We start from the raw sequence: 20,930 nt of genomic DNA on the forward strand, positions 1-20,930 counted from the left end.
ACGGATGTAAAAATAAATGTTTATTGTCTGAAAAAGGAACTAAAACCATGGTTTTTAGCTCTATTTTTCTCTAGAATGGATGGCTTTGGAGGGCGTGTTTTGTAAATTATTATTACCATATTTAATAAGGAAACAATAGTAATGCATTACACAATCATCATTATAAAACCTATACAAAAGCTGTCAGCCACGCAACTTTCATCTGTATAACTTTAAAAGAACGAGCCTGTATAAGCAACTGAAGTTCTATAAGGTTGCTTTAGTGAAAAACGCACCTTTTCTTTACATTGCTATCCCTAACAGGCGTATATCTATAAGGCCATACTTAGGTAACAACTAAAAAAAGACATAAAGAAGCTTTTAAAGGCTGCACACACACCTACATCGCCGTGGGTTAATTTTCATTTAAGCCCGATACGCGAAGAATAAAAAGCAAAATAACCCCATTAATAAATTAAGAAAGAGGTGAAAACGGCTTTCGCAAGCGTCTTCACCTCTTTCTTTAATTTCATTCTACAATATGGAAATCGCCCTTATCGTCTTTCTGCAAGGTGAGCAAGAACTGTGGGTATGAAGTTTTCCTGGGTCCAATCTCCACCCCATTGCAATATATTCGTTCAATCGCGATGCTACTGTCGGCCAACATTTTTTTATCTTCTGGCGCGCCATAAACAAATTTAATGCGGAGGTCGATGGTTTTGCCCTCGATGTTCAATTGCGTTGTAGCATAGCCTTCGCCATGCGAGCGGTTGGCGTTATAGGTCATGTCTTTTTCGTTGGGCAGTTCAGCAATAAACTCCAAACGTTTCTCTCCCAAGCTATTGTCTGCGTTGATGCGCATGGATAAGCCTTGCTTGCTTTGCAAGCCATAGACAGAGAAGTTTTTTTTCTGCATCAACAACTCATAATCATAAGCTTGACCCTTGGCGTCTAGCAGCGAAAGCAAAATCGTGTTATGCCGAAGAGCAGCTATCGTAGGCTGATAGTAAGATTCGTTGCTGGTGGTGCACGATGAAAAGATTAGGCAACCGAACAAGAATGCCATCGAAATGCGTAGTTTAGCGATATTCATAATGAGACAAATTAATAAACATTCAAATAATATGGCATATGGGCACCATCCAAATAAGAGCTATCATTTCGTGATAATCCCTTGTAAAAAAGATTAGCATAGGCTGTTGCCTGTTTCAAACTTAATTGCAACTCACTTCTTGAATGTCCATTTTTAATAGGTTCGTATGCCATCGGGCTATCCGAACAAGAATAGAAACATGCAGCTAAGGCTACAAAAAATAATTGTTTTTTCATAATTTGTAGCTTTTTGTTAGAATTTTGATTACCTACTGGGCGATGAGTAATTAGAATAAAGTAATTCTACCCAGCCTGTTGCAAATATAGGAATTAAAATCCAATATACATAAATATTTCCTCTATTTTAACACCGATGTAATTAAAAACGCCAACCAACGCCCGAAAAGCCTATCAGCCCTCAACAACTATCGTATAATAAGACACGCCATAGCCACACCAATAACCCAAACCGCCGTGAATATTCGAGCGAATGTTCTGCATCGAGTTAAATAGTGGGTTGCGCCCTTTGCCATGATAGTCGTCCATACTCTTCCAAAACTCGTACGAAACAGAGTCGATATGGCAGAATTTAATCGTTATAAACTCGTTCTGCTTAAAGAAAGTGGCGTTGGGATTGGCCACGTTTTGCCGCGAATTGCTAACCAAAATAGATGCCTGTGTGGGCAAAAGACGGTCGTTATAGGTACCCAGATAAGTGGAATGAAAGTCTTTACGATGGTTATATTGCCGCACAAACACCTTGTAATAGTCGGTTGTGGCTGGATTATCCGTAAACCTTACGCGCAGTTTATACCAGCCAGGAAAATGCGGAAGCTCTTCTGCCTTGATGCTTGTAAGGGCAACAGGCTTGGGAATGGTGGTTACGGCATGGGCATGAAAGTTCTGAAAGTCAACGCGCAATGTATAAGTCTTGCCCACTTCGCCCCGCATGTCGGAGGTGGTATAGATGTAAGGCGGAAAATAATCTTTATGAGGCATGCCCGTAAGCACCACTTCGCGCGTGCCGTCGTTCACCGTTACTTTGGCCCAACGCAACAAAAAGCTGTTAAGCGAATCGGTTGATTGCAACTGCTTTGATATGGGAACGGTGGTGGTTAACTTCACAATGGGAAAGCCACCACTATCTATCCAGCCCTCAACCACCAGCTGTGCAGGGGCTTGTTCAACCTCTGTTTCTTCGCAACTAAGGCAAAAAAACACCAATAATAATGGTAATAATAACCTGTACATAGCCTAAAACTTAAAAAAATAACTGATGGATGGGAGAAAAGGCATTTGCTGTGGCAAGAACGATAGCGGCCTATACGAATAACCATCGCCATCTATACGTATGCGCCAGAACAAGTCGTTACGCCGCATGTTGGCGTTATATACCGAAAGGTTAAGGCCATGTTCGCGGCCATTTCGACAATATAACAGGTAGTTGGCCGAGAGGTCGAGCCGAACATAGGTGCTAAGCCTGGCCCCATTGTGCGGTCCGAACTGCGAAACAAGGTTACCATCGAGCATGTAGAAGTTCTCTGGTGCGGTGAATGGCGTACCACTGGCCCACACCAACGTTGCAGCAAGGCGCCAACGAGGGTTTAATTGGTATGTGGTTACGGCGTTAAGTTCGTGCACACGCTCATGACTGGCGGGATATTCGCCAATCAAAGCAGTGCCAGGATAATGCCGTTGTGCCCTACCCCACGCATAACTAACCCACCCCGTTAGCCTACCCGAACGCTTTTCGAGCATCACCTGCGCACCATAATTGCGCCCTTGGCCCTCAATAAGGTGTTTACTTACGTTGTTGGAAGGGTTGAAAATAACCTCGAACGGCGTGCTAACATATTCTGTTTGATGGTAAAGCCACTTGTGATAAACGCCTGCCGTAAGCAGAAATGCTCCTTTAAACAAGGCGGTGCGATAGTTAGCCGAAAGGCTGATGGCGCGTTGCGGACGATGCTCGGCCGACGATGAGAGCCAAAACTCACTGGGAAGATTGAGCGAAGAGAACCCCGTACGAAAGAGGTACTGACGCTTGATGGTCCCACTAACGAGGAATGCACCCACGGGCGACTCCCAAACAAGATGTAAAAGGGGGTCTAGACCGTAGAAAGTGGCATCGGGCGAGCGATAAATTGTGGCTCGTAGGCCACCTGTTAGTTTTAGTTGTTCGGCCAACGATAGGGCCATGTCGGCTCCCAACGATGTTTCCAGTGTGCGTTGGCGGTGCGGTGCGGGGTTGATGTACTGCCTATCGCCGCTCACTTCGGGCGATTGAAGTCGCAAGCGATGATAAACCACGGCGGCATGTAGGCTTAATGGCGCAAAAGAGAGGTGCGCCTTGTAACCCCAATCGGTGATAGAAGAGGGCAAACGCAAGTGTGTGTTTTCAAATTCTGTATAGAAATCATTGCCATAGGCAGAGAGGTAGGCCGTTTGTTGCAGCGTTGTTCGGCCCATGCGCCTTGTCCAATGCAGTGCGCCCAAATGGTTGGCCCACTTCATATTGCCTTTATATACAGATACTTTTTCGTTTAGTTCGCCATCGTCTTGTCCACTATAATAGTCCATTCGCAGCATGTTGTTATCATTGGGATGATAAGTCAACGTTAGGTTTGCATCGTAAAAGCCATATTTTAAGGCCATGTCGCTCATGTTGAGCAAACGATGATAAAGCAGGTTTATGTAGGCCGAACGACCCGAAAGTGTTAGTTCCATCTTGCCATTGATGGGTACGCGCAGGGTGGCTTGCGAGGAAATAAGCCCTATGCTGCCCTCGCCTGCAAGTTTATGGGCAATGCTATCGGGCGAAGAAAGGTCTACAAAGCCGCCCAACCTGTTGGCATGACCTGCCGAAACCGCTGTGGGCGAAAAGTGCATCTGTGCATAATGGCTGGCGTTGAAAATGGAAAAGATGCCCAACAGATGGGCAGCGTTATGCACAGGCACACCATTAAGGCTCATTTCGTTGTGCATATTGTCGCACCCCTCAATGTGTAAGCCAGCGTCTAGCTCGCCATTGGTTTGCACATTGGGTAGTGATTGGGCATAGCGCAGCGGGTCGGCATTACCAAATAGCTTAGGCATGTCGTTGAGAAAGTCGAGGTTCAGCGTAATTTGTCCTAAGGCATTGGCATGCAACTTTCCTCGTAAGCGTGGCGCAACAATGTCCACGTTACGTAAATTTGCGGCTTTCAGCGTGTCGACTGTTTGCCCTTCTGCCGGCAAAAAGGCTGTGGCGAAGAGCAAGGCAAGCCATGTTCGGGGCTTTATGTGGTGGGCTAAGTGGCGAATAATAGTGGAGGGTTAAGGGTAAAAAGTTGTTGTTGGCTTAGCGTTTGGTGGGTTCTGGCTATGCAATAAGTAATAAAAGCCCGCACAAACGACAGTAAAGGTAATTTATAGAACCTGCCTTAAACAAAATAGAAATGGTAAGGAAACGTGCCTTCATACAGCCGTACTAACAAGGCGATGTGGTTTCGATACCATTTCTATCACGCTAAAATACGCATCGCCCAAGGCCAACTAAGAGCCTAGGGCGATGGCATTAAGCCTACTTATTAAACATTCTTTCGAACGATTTAATCAAGTCGCTAGCCTGCTTGTACACATCGGGGAAGTTCTCCTTTGTGAAGTAGTCTTCGAAAGCGTAACTGGTTTTATCGTCAAACTTCAACATAGTCTTGTAGGTCCATACCTCAAGAGGTTTCTTTTCGTAGTAGTCGTATCTATTTTCAGCAAATGCCCCAAGTTCAATAGTCGCGCTGCGCTTTTCGGAACCCTTTAAGAATAAAGCTGCATTGAGGTGACTGTTGGCTTGTTTTACAAAGTCCTTGTATTCACTTTCGGTGTAATAAACAAACTTTCCATTGCTATACATACCATTTTCTTCAAGCTTTGTGTACCACTTGTAAAACGCGCTGCCATCGTCTATCTTTCTTTTGAACTGCACATCGCCTAGAATATCTAACGCCATACTTACTTCGCCCACGCCCTGAATGCGCTCGTTGGTGGACTTACCATTAGCAGAAATCACCATGTTGAACAGCTTTTGGTTACCAATAGTGACGGTAGCCTCGGCCTTTGCACCCTTAGCAGCCTCGAATAAAGCACGCTTAACCTCCACTACATAGTTGTTGATGGTTAGCTTACAGTTGGCCTCGATATTGTCTTTTGCCACGTCGAGAGTTCCGTTTGTAGACACCTTGGTGTTCAATTCGCACGCCATCAAGGTGTTTCCGCCCTGCGTAAGCGTAAGTGTTGCATGTTCGGGGATGTTAAATTTGGTTTCTTTCTTTACCTCTTCGAATTGTCCATCGTCGTTCCTTTCCCATTCTTCATCGTCCAAGAAAGGCACGTACATATTGGTTTGCTTACCCGAAAGCACAAGTTTAAGCACACATTCTTTGCCGTTATTGTCGTTAAAGACTAACTGCAAGTCTTTGGCATCCTCTCTAACCCATTGTCCGTTCACCACTTTAAAGTGCCCGTTTATCTGCGAAAGGTTTATCATGTGCTGCATCACCTTCATGTCGTTCTCGCGTTTTCCAAGGTCGGTCCAAAGGCTTTCCAGCTTATCCTCCCACCACTTGCTAATTTTTGCCGTGGCATGCTCGTTAGAAAGATTGTCGTTTACATAATTAGAAATGTTCTCAATGTCGTTAAAGTCGGTTGATTTAACCATTGCCAAGGCGCGCTTTGCGGTTTTGTCCAACTCAAGTTTTTTCTGTTCGGTGGTTAGTTCGGTGTTAACCTCGGTTTTTTTTCCAGGGTCTATCCCACCATGGATATCTTTATCATCACCTGTTGAGCCTCAAGCGGCCACACCGAAAACCAAAGAGGTACCCAATACAAGATACCCAATTTGTCTAATTTTGTTCATGTTATTTAATTTAATCGTAGTTAATGGCCTTATAGCCGGGTTTTATGATGTTAAGTTATTGAAATATATAAACTTTAAGTAGCATGTTTAGGTTGTTTTCATTGTAATTAGGGCAGCCCTTCCCCATGCAAAGCAAAGCAGTTAGGGGCTGGGTTTGATAGAACTTAAAACCAAAGAAGCAATAAAGTAGAATATTTTCGTTGGTTAGTTTTTTCTATCTATTATAAAGTTAACGTATGCCTTTAAAGCTTCTTGCAGTTGTGGCTGAGCAATATATTGATTGATAAACCCATCAGTAAGGGCTTTACATTCGGCCATTTTGCGCTCAGCATATTCAATTCCGCCATTGTTTATGGTAAATTCCACCAGTTGTGCAATCTCTTCGGCGGTTACATTGCGCGCCTTAACCTTTCGTGCAAGAGCGGCCATTTGGGCATCGCCAGTGGCATTAAGGGCATAAAGCACAGGTAAGGTAAGTTTTCCTTCGGCCATATCGTTGCCAGTGGGTTTGCCAATTTCGGCCGATGGGAAGTAATCAAATATATCGTCGCGTATCTGAAAGATAACACCCACGTTGATACCAAAGGCACGTGCATCCTCAACAGCTTGCTTATCGGCCCCTCCAGCCTTAGCGCCGATAACGGCACACGACTCGAACAAGGCTGCTGTTTTTTTCTTTATCACCTCGAAATACACCTCTTCAGAGAAGTTGGTGTTAGCGATATTGGTTAGTTGGAGAATTTCTCCGTTAGACAAAGTCCTACCCAGTTCGGCCAAATCACACACAATGTCGCAATCGTTGGTTCGTGCAATGCTGAGCAATGCCGTAGAAAGGATGTAGTCGCCCACGAGCACAGCTACCTTATTATTGTAGGATGCATTCACCGAAGCCTGCCCTCTTCGCTCGCCACTCTCGTCTACAACATCATCGTGTACAAGGCTAGCAGTGTGTAATAGCTCAAGTCCCACGGCGGCATATTGTGCAACGGGTGTTACCTTACCAAAGCTTTTGGCCAACAGCAAGATAAGAATGGGTCGCATGCGTTTTCCACCTTTAGCGCGAACATGCTCTAAAGCCTGCCCCAGAAGTCCGTCTTCGTGTGTCAAAGACTCGTTGAACAAGGCGATAAAGTCGCGCAACTCGGTGTCTATTGGTGTGCGTATGGTTGACAAATAATCCATGTATTCTCAAATTTGACACAAATTTACGCAATAAATCGCTATCAACCCCATTTTATTTCGTAATTTTACACGATATAACAATAAAAACTTATGGACAAACTTTTCCTCATAGACGCTTACGCTTTGATATATCGCTCGTATTATGCGTTTATCAATAACCCGCGTATCAATTCGAAAGGCCTTAACACATCGGCTGTTATGGGTTTCTGCAACACGCTCAACGAGGTGCTAACAAAGGAGCAGCCATCGCACATTGGCGTGGCTTTCGACCATGGATTGACCTTTCGTAACGAGGCTTTTCCACAATATAAGGCACAGCGAGAGGAGACTCCCGAAGACATTAAGCGCTCTGTTCCCATCATCAAAGATATTCTTGGTGCTTACCACATACCCGTTTTGCAGGTTGATGGCTTTGAAGCCGACGACGTTATCGGTACGCTTGCCCTCAAAGCTGGCAGCGAAGGACTGGAAACCTACATGCTAACACCCGACAAAGATTATGCGCAATTGGTGCGAGATAACGTGTTTATGTATAGGCCAAGACATGGAGGAGGCTACGAAACAATGGGACCCGAGGAGGTGAACCAAAAGTATAACATCAACTCGCCCTTACAGGTTATCGACCTCTTAGCACTGATGGGCGACTCGGCCGATAACTTTCCTGGTTGTCCAGGCGTGGGAGAAAAAACTGCTTCTAAACTTATTAACGAGTTTGGAACAGTGGAAAACCTGCTCGAAAACACCGCTTCGGTGAAAGGTAAGCTGCGCGAAAAGGTGGAAGGAGCTGTTGAGGATATCAAGATGTCGAAGTTTTTGGCCACCATCCGCACTGATGTGCCTGTGGAATTAGACTTAGAACAGCTGCGCTTGAAAGAGCCCGACGCCAACAAACTGCAAGAGATTTTTGCCGAATTAGAGTTTAAAAGCTTCGCCTCGAGGGTGCTTAACAAGGCCGAAAAACAACAAAAGGTGGAGAATAGGCAGCTTTCGCTCTTCGACCAACCTGCTGATGCTGCAACCCAAACCAATGGCTTAGACACGACAAACGCTACACCCACCAATCGCCAATCTATTGATACCGTGCCCCACGAATATCATTTGATGGAAACCGAAGAGCAATTGCTATCGCTTATCCAACTGCTTGAGGGGGCAAAGATTATCAGTTTAGACACCGAAACCACTTCTACCAATGCCATTGAAGCCCAATTGGTGGGCCTTAGTTTTGCCATCGAAGAGCATAAAGCTTATTATGTACCCGTGCCCGAAGATAACAATGAGGCCCAAAAAATCGTGGAAAAATTTAGGCCTATATACGAAAACGCTGACACTGTAAAGGTGGGACAGAACATTAAATACGACCTTGAGGTGCTTCGTAACTATGATGTGTACCTGCAAGGACCGCTCTTCGACACCATGGTGGCCCATTATCTGCTGCAACCCGAACAGTATCATAACATGGACTTTATGGCCGAAGTGTATCTCAACTATAACACTGTGCACATTGATGAGCTTATTGGCCCAAAGGGTAAGACACAAAAAAGCATGCGTCAACTGGCCCCTAACGACGTGTATGCCTATGCTTGCGAAGATGCCGACATCACTTTGCAACTGAAAAACGTGCTCGAACCTAAACTCAAAGAGGTGGGAGTTGACCAACTTTTCCATGAAGTGGAAATGCCCTTGATACCTGTTTTGGCCGAAATGGAATGCAATGGCGTGCGTATCGACACGGCAGCACTAAAAGAAACGTCGGAAGTTTTCACACAACGCATGCTGCAATTGGAACAAGATATTTATCAAGCGGCTGGCAAAACGTTCAACGTGACATCGCCAAAACAAGTGGGCGACATCCTTTTTGGCGAAATGAAAATCGTGGATAAACCCAAGAAAACCAAAACAGGACAATATGTTACCAGTGAAGAGGTGTTGCAAACGCTTCGCGCTAAACATCCCATCGTGGCGCATATTCTTGATTATCGCGCGCTGAAAAAGCTGCTCGGCACTTATGTAGACGCACTACCGAAACTGATAAATCCACGCACGGGCCATATACATACATCGTTTAACCAGGCTGTTACTGCCACTGGCCGACTCTCTTCGAGCGACCCAAACCTGCAAAACATTCCCGTTCGTGGCGAAGATGGTAAGGAAATTCGCAAGTGTTTTATTCCCGAAGAGGGCTGCAAGTTTTTCTCGGCCGACTATAGTCAGATAGAATTGCGCGTGATGGCTCACCTTAGTAAAGACGCAAACATGCTCGAAGCCTTCCTCGAAGGCTACGACATACACGCTGCTACGGCTGCTAAGATTTACGATAAACCCGTTTCGGAGGTTACTCGCGACGAAAGAACAAAGGCTAAACGCGCCAATTTCGGTATTATCTACGGCATCACGGTGTTTGGTTTGGCCGACAGGCTCAACATCGAACGGGCAGAAGCCAAACAACTTATAGACGGTTATTTTAAGATGTTCCCACAAGTGCGCGACTATATGGAGCAAGCTAAAGACACGGCGAAGGCTCAAGGATGGGTTGAAACCTTCTTCCACCGCCGTCGTTACTTGCCCGATATCAACAGCGGAAACGCCACTGTGCGCGGTATTGCCGAACGAAACGCCATCAATGCACCCATTCAAGGTTCGGCTGCCGATATTATTAAGGTGGCTATGGTGCGCATTTTCCAACGCTTTAAACGCGAAAACGTTCGCTCGAAGATGATTCTTCAGGTGCACGACGAACTTAACTTCAGCGTGCTTCTCGAAGAAAAACAACTGGTTGAACGCATCGTTATGGAAGAAATGCAAGCCGCTTATCCTCTTGATGTGCCACTGGTGGCCGATGGCGGATGGGGAAACAACTGGCTCGAAGCACATTAATAAGGCTATTACCTAGCGTAAAACGCCACACAAACAGGCCGTTGTAATGGCTAAAATGCTGTTATGATGCGCCCAAAGGCATAAAATAACAGCGCCACTACTGACTCGCAGTAGTGGCGCAAATATTAATATGAAATTTATGTGATGTATTTATCCTGAAAATAATATTACTAATACCTTATTTCTTTAGTTGTTTGAGTAGTCTACTTGCCGTATCCGATAGCAATGTTATTGCGCCTGCAAGTATTACAGTGTCTTTAATAACCAGTCTTCCAGCACCAGAAAGTAACGGGAATCCATGCTCACCACTACCCAAATCGGGCACCCAACACTCGGGCGTTGTTACTAAAAACGATAACGTTCCTATCGTCATAATAATACAAAGCAACTCTCCAACGATGCCAATCTTTGGCGAGAACATACCAAGGAACACCAAAATACCAATGCTCATGATAAGACAGCCAAGACCGTAAGAGAACACATAGGTGCGGTTTGCTTCGTGCCATTGGCGATTTTTCAATACCAATTCGCCTTCTTTGTTCTTATATTGCTTATACTCGGGAGCTTCTTTGGCATAGAAGAAACTCATAAACGGACTGTTTGCAACAAAGGGTACGATGCCATCGGCTTCGTAATATTTGAACTTTAAACCACCAATCCATACAAAAACAATGAGAATGGCCACACGAATAAGGTTCAATCCTATTTGGCGAAAACTAGCCGCCAACTCTAATAATGCGATTACTTTACTTTTCATACGTTATACTTTAAATGCAATTGCCCACTATATGGCAGGCTGAAAAATGGATGCTAATATGCTCTGACCTCTATATATACTTCATCTTAACAAGTATATACTTATTATACAATTGTTAATTGTAAGGCCAATTCAAGTGCAAATATAACGTATATTATTGGGAATAGCTTAAAAAATAAAATCGGTTATTTCTATCAATGCATTGAAAAAAACTATTAGTTCACAACGGCCACCTTGCACACAGCAGCACTTTTGCCGTCTTCGGTGGCTTCTAACACCATGTAAACACCGCTTACCACGCGCTTTCCGCGTAGGTCGGTGGCGTCCCAAGTAAACATACCGCCATTGCTTCTGCCCTCTTTCACCAACGTTCCATTGGTAGAAACTATCTTGATATAGGCATTTGGCGATAGATTTACGATGCGTATAAGTCCTGTATAGCCTGGTTCCACGGGGTTGGGATAGGCGTAGGCTGCGTTTTCGCTATCTGTTTGGGGTTCGGTGGCATCGCCTTGATAAGAGCAAAGGCCCTTATCTGTGGCAAAAAACACCTCGCCTGTGGCTGGATTAATAGTAATATTATGCAGCGTATTGGAAGTTAGATTACTGTTTTCGCTTTTAAAATGCGCCATTTGTTGTTGGTTATCGGCCGAGATAAGATAAGCACCATCGTTCATTGTACCCATCCATTTGCGGTTGGCTCCGTCGATAGCGATGTGTGTGATGGGGGTTTCGTTTAGCAGATAATCGGCATTATTAGTGCCATCGTTGCGGGCTATCTTAAACTGAACGAAGTGTTTTTCTACTTCGTTGTTGCGTATTTGCAGGTAGAGCGGCCCCATATCGGTGCCCACCCAGAGGTTGTTATCGCGATCTTCGGCCACACATGTCACCTTATTTACATGCAAACTAATACCGTCTTGATTGGCAAAATTGCTGTAAACAGTGCATTCGTCTTGTGCAGGTTTATAACAAACAAGGGCAGGAACAATCCAATGATCGTTGCAAAACCACACCCATCCCCTACTGTCTACCATCATTTGCGTCATATTGCGCATGCTAAGCCCATCGGTCATCAGTGCTTGTTGGTGTTTGCTCTCTATCGTTTTACCAGGTTTAAGGGTAAGCAACGACTGACTACGGGTTTGACTATTGGCTATCCACAAATTGCCTTGTGCATCGTAAGCCAATGCATTGACGATAACATAATTATTATCTAGTTCTCGTCCACGGTCTACTGCGGGCAACAAAGCACTGTTGTCGCGATTGTAATAAGCCTTTAAACCTCCGTCTTGAAATTCGTATAAACCAGTTCGTCCACCCACAAACACATGGTTAGGATTTAAGGGGTCGACGGCCAAACAATTGATATCCTTAAACTCAATGCCTGTTGTCTCTGTTACATTATCTTGAAAGAAGCTCCAGTTGCCATTCTCATCCAACACCTGAACCAATCCTGGATAACCCTTTTGCACACCACCCGAGGCGTAAGCACCGCCCACGGTATAGAGTTTTCCGTTGACGTGCTTCATATAATAGAAGTTGTTGTAGCGTGGTCCGCCCACATTGGCTCGCTTAGCCACAGCTATAAGCTCGGTGTTGGGTTGTGCTTGCGGGTCGTTAGTGTACTCGCCCACCCTCGTCCAGTTGTTTTTATCATTGAGATTTGCGCTTAACGAAGCCGCATAACATCCTCTTTCGGCCGAGTAAGCCAATATGCGATTAGCTTCAACACGCGTCCAGTTCACCTTAAATCCAAGGTTATACGTGTCGCTTATTTCCATTTTTCGCACGTCGAGCTTCACAATTCCAAATCCAGTACTTAAGTAAGTGTTAGCGCCATAGCTGTTAATGCCAAACACCGTCTTATCCACCATCATTGTTTTTCGATAAAAGTCAGACAGGTTTTGCACGTTTCCGTTGGGCATAACAAAGTCGATATTCTGGTTATCATAAACCACAACCAGGCGTTTGGCCACGTTGTTCCAGGATATAAAGGCCACAGGCGTGTCGCTAAGTCCGTTGATACGGTCGAAAGTTTGCACACTCTCGTCGGCCGTGTTATAGGCAAACAATCGTTTAGAGGCTAGCACATAGAGTGTGTTTCCTGCCTTTTGCACCTGCGTTATCTCGCTGTATGCGGTGTAACTACGCCATAACGAGGCCTTTACTGGTAGGCTTAGGCACATCAGTAAGGCAAAAATAATACCTGTGATAGTGGTTTTGCGCATGTGGATGAGGGTTTATGGGTGTACAATTCCCAATTATTCAACGTTTATTTGTTATCTCTTGATAAAGTTATAACGCTAAAATGTGGTTTATATTATTGCTAATGCTTCAAGATGTTTATAAGTTGAGATTGCATGATGCTTCTTTTTAAATCTCAAACTGCATGTTTAAAGACCAAACAGGCGTTGAGAACCATTCTTAATATAACACTATTTATGCACTAATATTATACCATTAGCGCATTTAATATCATATGTTTAGCGCACTTTATATAACACAATTAGCGCTTAAGATAATCCACCAGCTTGCCCACAGCCCTTGCTCTATGCGATATTTGGTTTTTGATGTTGGCTCCTAGTTCAGCAAATGTTTTGTCATAACCATCGGGAACAAACAGCGGGTCGTATCCAAAGCCCTCGTTTCCTTGTTTTTGGGTGGCAATATTCCCAGTTACCACACCTTCGAACAATAGCGGTTGGGTTATACCCAATGTGTTTTCTTTGGGTGCTACCAAGGCAATAACCGTTCGAAAACGAGCTTCGCGATGAGTGTTATCGGCCAGTTTAGCCAATAGTTTGGCCATATTGGCTTCGCTGTCGTGCCCCACTCCACCGGCATATCGTGCCGAATACACACCGGGTTCGTTGTTTAAGGCGGCCACTTCCAGCCCTGTGTCGTCGGCAAAGCATGCCAAACCATAATGTTCAAGCACGTATTGCGCTTTGATAAGTGCGTTTTCTTCTAGTGTTGTGCCCGTTTCGGGTATATCTACATCGCATCCAATATCCTTTAACGATAGCACTTCGAGGTTATTGGGCATAATCTGGCGTATCTCTTCCAGCTTATGCGCGTTATTGGTTGCAAAAACAATGCTTCTATTCATGTTTTTAGTTGTTGAGTTTATGCGTATTTGTAGTTCATCAGTTGATGAATTATTGAGTTTTTAAGTTCATAACTTGATGATTTTTTGCAGGTTTAGAACTTATGAAAGTTGAGTTTTGAGGTGGCGAATAAAAGCCTTACACTCTTCACTAACTTACCCCTTTCTCTCCTTTCACCCCCTATTTACTTCCTCCTTGATAAATAAGCGTGGTTAATTTGTCTTCGGCAAACACCTCTTGTGCCACCTTTTGCAGTTCATCAGCCGTAATAGCGTCGATTTGTTGCAGCAAGTCGGCGATGTTTTTTTCTTTATTATAGTGCAGAAAACTCTTTCCAAAGTCGAGTGCGAAGCTCTCTCTGTTGTCGCAAGCCACACAAATCTGTCCCTTAATTTGTTTTTTTGCGGCAGTCAATTGTCGTTCAGACATTGGTTTAGACACCAGCATATTGAGTTCTTTTTTCACCAATCGCAGACATCGTCGCAAGTCTTTAGGGTCGCAACCAAAGTAAACACACCACACACCAGTGTCGGCATAGCTCACCATATTGCTTTCAACGTTGTACACTAAGCCATGTCGTTCGCGCAAGGCGATATTCAAACGCGCGTTCATTCCTGGTCCACCCAGTAGGTTATTGGCCAGATAGAGGGGCATTCGGCGTTTGTCGTAGGTGCTAAAGGCACGATTTCCCAGCATCACATGCGCTTGGTGAGTGTCCATTTGTCGCACAATCTCTTGCGCACGATAAGGCGGAAGCATTTCGCCCTCGTGGGTATCAATGTACGGAAGAGCGTTATCAAAGTGTGCAGTGGCCTGCTTTAGCCATCTTACAAGTGCCTTAAAATCTAGTTCGCCATAAGCAAAAAACACCATATTACAGGGTCTATACATTCTGTTGGTGAAGCTTTTGGCATGTTCAGAGGTGTAAGTGCGCAGCAATTCGGCCTTTCCAAGGATGTTATGCCCTAAGGGATGGCCATAGAACACCAGGTTTTCGAAATCGTCGTATATCAGTTCGGCTGGCGAGTCGTTATAACTTTCAATCTCGTCGCATATCACTTCGATTTCTTTTTTCAATTCGTTGTCGGGATATTGACTATCAAACACCATATCCGTGAGCAGTTTCACCGCCCTAAAAGCATGTTCTTTGGGCAGTGCAGCATAATAAACGGTATCCTCTTTATTGGTGAATGCGTTGAGGTCGCCACCCACACTCTCCAAGCAATTCAGTATATTAAACGGCGTTCGCTTGCTTGTACCCTTAAACGATGCATGTTCGCAAAAATGAGCCATGCCCATTTCTTCGGGTGTTTCGTTGCGTGTACCAGCATTAATTTGGTAACCGCAGTACACCACAGGCGACGAAGAAGGTCGATGAATGATGCGAAGCCCATTAAAAAGTGTGGCCGTGTTATATTTCTTATCCATGTTAATGGCAGAGTTAGGCTTATTTGTCATTGTGCTATTGATGATAAAAAGGCGACGCGCGCTCGTCTCAAGCACACGTCGCCGAATAAACCAAAATAAATATTACATGAAAAAAAACTGTTCATTATAATAGTGCCTGTATCTCGGCATCAATGTCTTTAATCTGCGCATCACGCTTTTGAAGCGTGTTGTTGCGGTCGATTAAAAAGAACGTTGGTAACGTTTGCACGTTGTATTGCGATAATACAGCGCTTCGTGTACCGTTTTCGTCCCACACGCTAACCCATGGTAGAGCTGCTGTTTTGGTTTTCCAGAAATGCTCTTCGGGGTCGAACGACACCTGATATATTTCTAATCCGCGGTCGTGATACTTGTTATAAATCTCGCGCATCATCATTATTCGCTTCAAACTACCCTCTGCAGCAAATGCATGGAAGTCTAGCAACACCACCTTTCCTTTCAAGTCAGAGAGTTTTCTCACGCGTCCGTGGTTGTCGGTTAGGGCAATGTCTATCAGTCCAGCCACCTGAACCTTATCTGCGCTGATGGTTTGTCGGGCGTTGTTTTCAGCAATACGCACGTTTTTCATGCCCTCAATGGCAATATTGTGCAAGTTAAGTCCGCGTTCGGCTTCGGGGAAATAAGTGTCCCAACTCGTTGCCACGGCAGCAAATACTTTCACATCTTCTTTATTGCTACGCGGGTTAAAGATAAGCATATTAGCATTTCCCAGTTGCACGGTTTGGAAAAGGGCGTAATAAGCATAGGCTTTCATGGGCTCTTTAAATATATAGTCCATCTTCACCTTGTTTTTATACACGTCTAAAACCTTTGCCACACTGTCTTCAACAGCTGCAACGCCCAATGAATTGCTGTTGGCTATGGCTGTTACTTTATTTTGTAAAGCCAGCTGCATGTAAGCAAGTTCGCGAATTTTGGCGCATTCTTCCGAACCGCTAACCTCGTAGTTGGCCGACATGGTGGGGTAGGCGGCCTTCACATTGATGGTTTCGGTGGAGTCTACACCTATATTTACTATTTGGTTGGCTATGCGCAAGCGATAAAATTCGGGTGCAGGGGCAGCTTTATAACTAAATTCAAAGTTGCCACTTTCATCCAATTTCACGCTGTCTACGGTTCTTGGACCGCTTAGACTCATATTTTCGAGATAGAGAATAGAATCTTTAGCCTGGGTGATTGTTCCGTTAACCTTAAACTTCTTTTCGCTACACGAAGCGAAGTTCATTAAGGCTAGTCCCATTACGGCAACAGATATTATTCCCGATAGTTTATACTTCTTCATTTAAAATGATTTGATTAACTAACTTGCAAAGTTAAAATAAACATATCAAAATACAAAACCGTTAAGCGGATATTTTATCTTCTTACTTGGCTTTCGCCTTAAATGGCTTACTCATGGAGAGTGTTATTGGGGTCGAGCGAGCTCAAATAGGGTGTAAAAGGGTGGGGCGGGGCAGCCTCGTTAAGGCTTTTAGTCAGCATAAGGCTTGTTTGTTTTTATATATAATAAAGGTAAAGCGCAGCTTGCATCTTTGTCTTTTCTAAGCTTTATCCACCATTTCAAGCCCAACACAATTATCTTTATATTTCTTTCTTTTTAAAGAGAAAGAGAATGTTTGTTATGATATGCCGTGGATAAGTTGATAACTTTTCTCTTTATATAACGCGTTTTTGGTTATCAACATTAGAAAAGTTTTATCCACAAGTTGTAAGTTAGCTTTTCGTTTTGGTTACTAATGCGTTAGATTGCTTATCCACAACTTTGCCAAACCACGCTTATTGTGCAAATGTGGATAATATTTAATGTCGAAAAACTGTTGATAACGCTTGTATTTCTTTCTCATTTCTTCTTACTTTTCCACTGTTTTTTAGCCTTATTTCTTGGCTGTGGATAAGTATTAAGTTATCCACAAGGTTATTAAGGGTTATCCACAATGTTATCCACAATTGCTATACATGTGCTCTATGGCGTGTGTTTACTTCTTATTTTGGGCTTATAAAGGGTTTAAAATGCTTTTAAAACGCGAGTGTTAGTAGTTTGTTCTTTATTTTATGTATATTTGCATCTTTAAAGTTTTTATATTAAATAAATTTTAATTATTAGGTATATGAAAAGAATTTTACTGGGTGTAGTACTATGTTTTTTGAGTTCTATGCAGATTAATGCACAGAGTTTTAGTGAGGAACAGCTTGATGGCGAATGGAAATTAACCAGCCAAGAGGTGGATTTTAACGATTATATCGGTGCTATTAAATTGTTGAAATTTGGCTTTTTTCTTGATAAACACCATGATTTTTACGACCTACGTTATGGTTTAATTGAATATAAACTAGGCGAATTAATCAAGCAAGAGGAGGTTAATAACCCGTATTTTAATATTGATAGAAAAGAAAAAATTCTCGATTATTTTGTAGTTGGCGACAACAGATTGCATATTATTGTGGACGATAAATTCACTTTGCGTTTTAAAATTCTCGAAGTTAATGGCAATACACTGCGTTTGCAAGGCCCAAAAGGTGTTATGTCTTTTACTAAAGTAACCACCTCTGTACAGCAAGTTAAGGCCGAACAGCAGGCTATAGAGAAGGCTAGATATAATATTAAGGGACAAAAAATTGCTAAACCCGAACGTGGTATCAACATTATTCAAATGAGCGACAACTCTTCGCGTAAAGAAATGGTGCGATAATTGTTGCTACTCCAAGTACGATGATGCTCTTTTTTGCCTAGCAAATGTGCTTTTTAACATTGCCTTTTTAGGTTAAATATAAGGTAGCTCATACTACAAAGATTATAACGATAGTACGAAATGGCGTGTTCGAATTTATTTCGTTCATGCCATTTTTTGTTTTTAGTGCATCTCTGAGCCTGATGTGGTTATATTGTTTGATGTTGAAAAACCTCTTATTGGTGTTTTATTCATTGCTTAAAACCAAACAGAACCAGCAAGAAAGCATCTTACTGGTTCTGCGATAAGGGTGAAACAGTGTAGAAACACTGTTGTTTTTTCAGGCAGGTTCTAAAAATTACCTTTACTGTATTTTTAGCTTTTAGTTGAGCAGGTTTTGCTTACTTCTTGAAGGAGCATAGTGAACTATGCGACTGAAAGAGTAAGCGAAAGATGCCAGATAAAAGCAAAAAGACAGCAAAGAGCAAAACAAAGAACAACAATTGAACCTTTGCGGGGAATTTTTAGAACATGCCTTTAGTTAGTCCAATTGGTAGAGATGTTGCGCGAAGGTGCTTTTACATTCACTTTTACCTTACCTTTGGCCTTGTTGCTTTGTACCGTAACCACCAATTGACCATGGAAAAGACGCATGTGGGGTAGGTGGAACATTTCGAGCGAAGTGGCATCGCCATTGCAAACGGCTTTGAATTTGGCAGCACCAGTCACGTCAAACGTTAGTTCGTCGTCGGCGTCGGGACATAGATTTCCATCTTTATCCACCATCGAAACCGTTAAGTAAATAAGGTCTTTACCATCGGCAGCAAGCTTATTTTTATCGGCTTGCACCACCAAATGATGGGGTTGACCAGCTGTGCGTATCACTTTTTCTTCAGCAGGCTTACCATTGGCATCGTAAGCCACCACTTTTATTTCTCCAGGTTGATACACCACATCGTTCCAACGCAGACGATAATGGTCAAGACGCGACGACTTATCTTTCTTTATACGACCTTGGCTCTTGCCATTTACAAAGAGTTCGGCCTCGGGATAACTGGTGTAGCAATACACAGGTGTAACCTCTCCTTCGCGTCCTGGCCACGTCCAGTGGGGCAAAACGTGTAAAGTGGGCTGTTTATCATTCCACACCGAGCGATACAGATAGAACCTATCCTTAGGCAATCCAGCCAAGTCTACCGCGCCAAAATAGCTGCTTCGCGATGGCCAATAAGAGTAATAAGGAGTGGGTTCGCCCAGATAGTCGATACCCGTCCATATAAATTGACCAATGGTAAACGAGCGATCGTCTTGTATTGTAAAATCGGCATCGGGCAGATTAGCCCATCCGCAACATTCCACATCATACGAAGAGCATTGACCATCTTTGTAAGTGGCCATCTTCTTTTCTACAACGGGGAACTTATACACACCTCTACTGCTCACTGTTGACGCCGTTTCCGAACCCAAAATAAAGCCTTGTGGCTGCTTAGAGATAAGTTCGTCGTAGAGATGTACGCGATAGTTAAACCCAGGAACATCCAAAGCAGCGAAAAATCCGCACTCGGTATTGGCCTTAGGATTATCGCCTCCGCAGGTAACAGGGCGCGTATCGTCTAGTTCGTGGCAATATTGGGTCATGGCTTTTGCCCTGGCAGCGCCGTCTTTATTCCATTGTTCGGGTATTTCGTTACCAATACTCCACATCACGATAGCGGGGTGATTGCGATGGCCTTTGATAAGATTTTCGAGGTCTTTGCGCCACCAAGTATCGTAGAAAAGGTTGTAACCATTCTTTACCTTAGCCTCTTTCCAAGCATCAAAGCTTTCGGCCATCACCATCATACCCATTGAGTCGCACACCTGCATTTGCATTTGCGAGGGCATATTGTGCGATGTACGAATGGCATCCACACCCATATCTTTCATCAAACGTATTTGGCGGATGATGGCTGCCTTGTTAACAGCAGCACCAAGCGGACCTAAATCGTGGTGCAGACACACGCCTTTAAACTTACGCGACACTCCATTGAGTTGGAAACCATGCTCTTTGCTCACTGCAATGGTGCGTATGCCCACACGTTGGCGCAAACGGTCAACAAGTTTATTGCCTTGATAAAGGTTTATTTCTAGTGTGTAAAGATGGGGTTGTTCGGGACTCCATGCCTTGGCATTGGCCACATCAAACTGAGCTGATGCAGCCCCCTGCGTGTTGGTTGTGAGGTTTTTCTGGGCCACAGCCTTACCCTTGGCATCCAATAACCTTGCAACTAGGCGTGTTTCGCCCTTGCCTTTGGCCGTAGAAGCCTGTGTTTCAACATAAAGTTTTGCGTTGTTTCCGCTTATACTAAGGGTTTTAAACACCGTAGACCAAGGGTCGATACGTGCTTCGCCAGCTGTGATAAGCGTAACAGGACGATACAATCCCGCACCAGGATACCATCTGCTGCTCTCCTCTTTGTTGTTAAGCAGCACGCGAACCTCGTTTTGTCCCGGCTTTACAAAAGCCGAAATATCCAGTCGAAAAGCATTATAACCATACATCCATTTGCCAGCTTCGTATCCGTTTACATAGACAATGGGTTCGCTCATGGCGCCATCAAAGTATAGTTCTGTGTATTTAGTGCCTACTGGAATGTTGAAAGTGGTGCGATATTCGCCCTTTCCAATCCAGGGTAAAGCACCCGAACGGCCAGTGTGGCTAATGGCTTCGGTTTGTCCGTCTTGCTGAATAGCCAGATGTTGGATATCCCATTTAGGGTCGAACGGACCCGTAATAGCCCAGTCGTGGGGCACATCCACCTGCTGCCAGTTATTACCATCGCGTGTGAATTGCCACTTTTCCAGGTTACGTTCCTGTCTGTTTTGTCCCTGAGCAACAGCTGCTAGTGCAAGAAAAGCTAAGATAAGCGTTTGTTTCATTGTTGTTG

14 protein-coding genes are annotated in these 20,930 nt (G+C 44.0%); 2 read left to right on the plus strand and 12 right to left on the minus strand.

The features are described 5' to 3' along the window. Positions 1–508: 508 nt before the first annotated feature. The 6 genes from QME03_RS11295 to QME03_RS11320 form a co-directional block, all read right to left on the minus strand. A complete protein-coding gene (locus QME03_RS11295) occupies positions 509–1,072 on the minus strand; it encodes a hypothetical protein (RefSeq protein ID WP_281724417.1) in 564 nt (187 codons plus the stop codon). 11 nt (positions 1,073–1,083) lie between these two features. Next, a complete protein-coding gene (locus tag QME03_RS11300; RefSeq protein WP_281724418.1) occupies positions 1,084–1,308 on the minus strand; it encodes a hypothetical protein in 225 nt (74 codons plus the stop codon). Between the two features lie 174 nt (positions 1,309–1,482). Then, positions 1,483–2,322 (minus strand): DUF4249 domain-containing protein, encoded by an 840-nt coding sequence (locus QME03_RS11305; protein ID WP_281724419.1) that lies wholly within the window; start codon positions 2,320–2,322, stop codon positions 1,483–1,485. 3 nt (positions 2,323–2,325) lie between these two features. Further along, positions 2,326–4,254, minus strand: a complete 1,929-nt coding sequence (locus tag QME03_RS11310; RefSeq protein WP_281724420.1) for a TonB-dependent receptor domain-containing protein — start codon at positions 4,252–4,254, stop codon at positions 2,326–2,328. 379 nt (positions 4,255–4,633) lie between these two features. After that, complete coding sequence (locus QME03_RS11315) at positions 4,634–5,794, minus strand: hypothetical protein (protein WP_281724421.1); 1,161 nt, start codon at positions 5,792–5,794, stop codon at positions 4,634–4,636. A 372-nt stretch (positions 5,795–6,166) separates the two neighbouring features. Next, positions 6,167–7,144 carry a polyprenyl synthetase family protein gene (locus QME03_RS11320; protein ID WP_025816146.1) on the minus strand — a complete coding sequence of 326 codons (978 nt, stop codon included), beginning with the start codon at positions 7,142–7,144 and terminating at the stop codon, positions 6,167–6,169. 90 nt (positions 7,145–7,234) lie between these two features. Between QME03_RS11320 and polA the strand changes: the two genes are divergently transcribed. Then, positions 7,235–10,018, plus strand: a complete 2,784-nt coding sequence (gene polA / locus QME03_RS11325; RefSeq protein ID WP_281724422.1) for a DNA polymerase I — start codon at positions 7,235–7,237, stop codon at positions 10,016–10,018. Between the two features lie 178 nt (positions 10,019–10,196). Here the strand turns inward: polA and QME03_RS11330 are convergent, their stop codons facing one another. The 5 genes from QME03_RS11330 to QME03_RS11350 all read right to left on the minus strand — a co-directional run bounded on the left by QME03_RS11330 (position 10,197) and on the right by QME03_RS11350 (position 16,616). Next, on the minus strand, positions 10,197–10,775 hold the full coding sequence (locus QME03_RS11330) for a DUF417 family protein (RefSeq protein ID WP_025816150.1): 579 nt from the start codon (positions 10,773–10,775) through the stop codon (positions 10,197–10,199). A 215-nt stretch (positions 10,776–10,990) separates the two neighbouring features. After that, positions 10,991–13,006: a type IX secretion system anionic LPS delivery protein PorZ gene (porZ, locus tag QME03_RS11335; protein WP_281724423.1), complete on the minus strand. Its 2,016-nt coding sequence runs from the start codon at positions 13,004–13,006 to the stop codon at positions 10,991–10,993. 278 nt (positions 13,007–13,284) lie between these two features. Continuing rightward, positions 13,285–13,887 carry a non-canonical purine NTP diphosphatase gene (locus QME03_RS11340; protein ID WP_110370149.1) on the minus strand — a complete coding sequence of 201 codons (603 nt, stop codon included), beginning with the start codon at positions 13,885–13,887 and terminating at the stop codon, positions 13,285–13,287. A gap of 178 nt (positions 13,888–14,065) precedes the next feature. Continuing rightward, on the minus strand, positions 14,066–15,313 hold the full coding sequence (locus QME03_RS11345) for a M16 family metallopeptidase (RefSeq protein ID WP_281724424.1): 1,248 nt from the start codon (positions 15,311–15,313) through the stop codon (positions 14,066–14,068). 124 nt (positions 15,314–15,437) lie between these two features. After that, a complete protein-coding gene (locus QME03_RS11350) occupies positions 15,438–16,616 on the minus strand; it encodes a TlpA disulfide reductase family protein (RefSeq protein ID WP_273148363.1) in 1,179 nt (392 codons plus the stop codon). 826 nt (positions 16,617–17,442) lie between these two features. On the opposite strand from QME03_RS11350, the gene QME03_RS11355 reads away from it, so the two are divergent. Continuing rightward, positions 17,443–18,024: a hypothetical protein gene (locus QME03_RS11355; RefSeq protein WP_281724425.1), complete on the plus strand. Its 582-nt coding sequence runs from the start codon at positions 17,443–17,445 to the stop codon at positions 18,022–18,024. 516 nt (positions 18,025–18,540) lie between these two features. On the opposite strand, the gene QME03_RS11360 is transcribed toward QME03_RS11355, so the two are convergent. Further along, a complete protein-coding gene (locus QME03_RS11360; RefSeq protein ID WP_281724426.1) occupies positions 18,541–20,922 on the minus strand; it encodes a glycoside hydrolase family 2 TIM barrel-domain containing protein in 2,382 nt (793 codons plus the stop codon). Between the last annotated feature and the right edge of the window lie 8 nt (positions 20,923–20,930).

Source organism: Hoylesella shahii (assembly GCF_937990675.1).
Taxonomy (GTDB): Bacteria; Bacteroidota; Bacteroidia; order Bacteroidales; family Bacteroidaceae; genus Prevotella; species Prevotella shahii.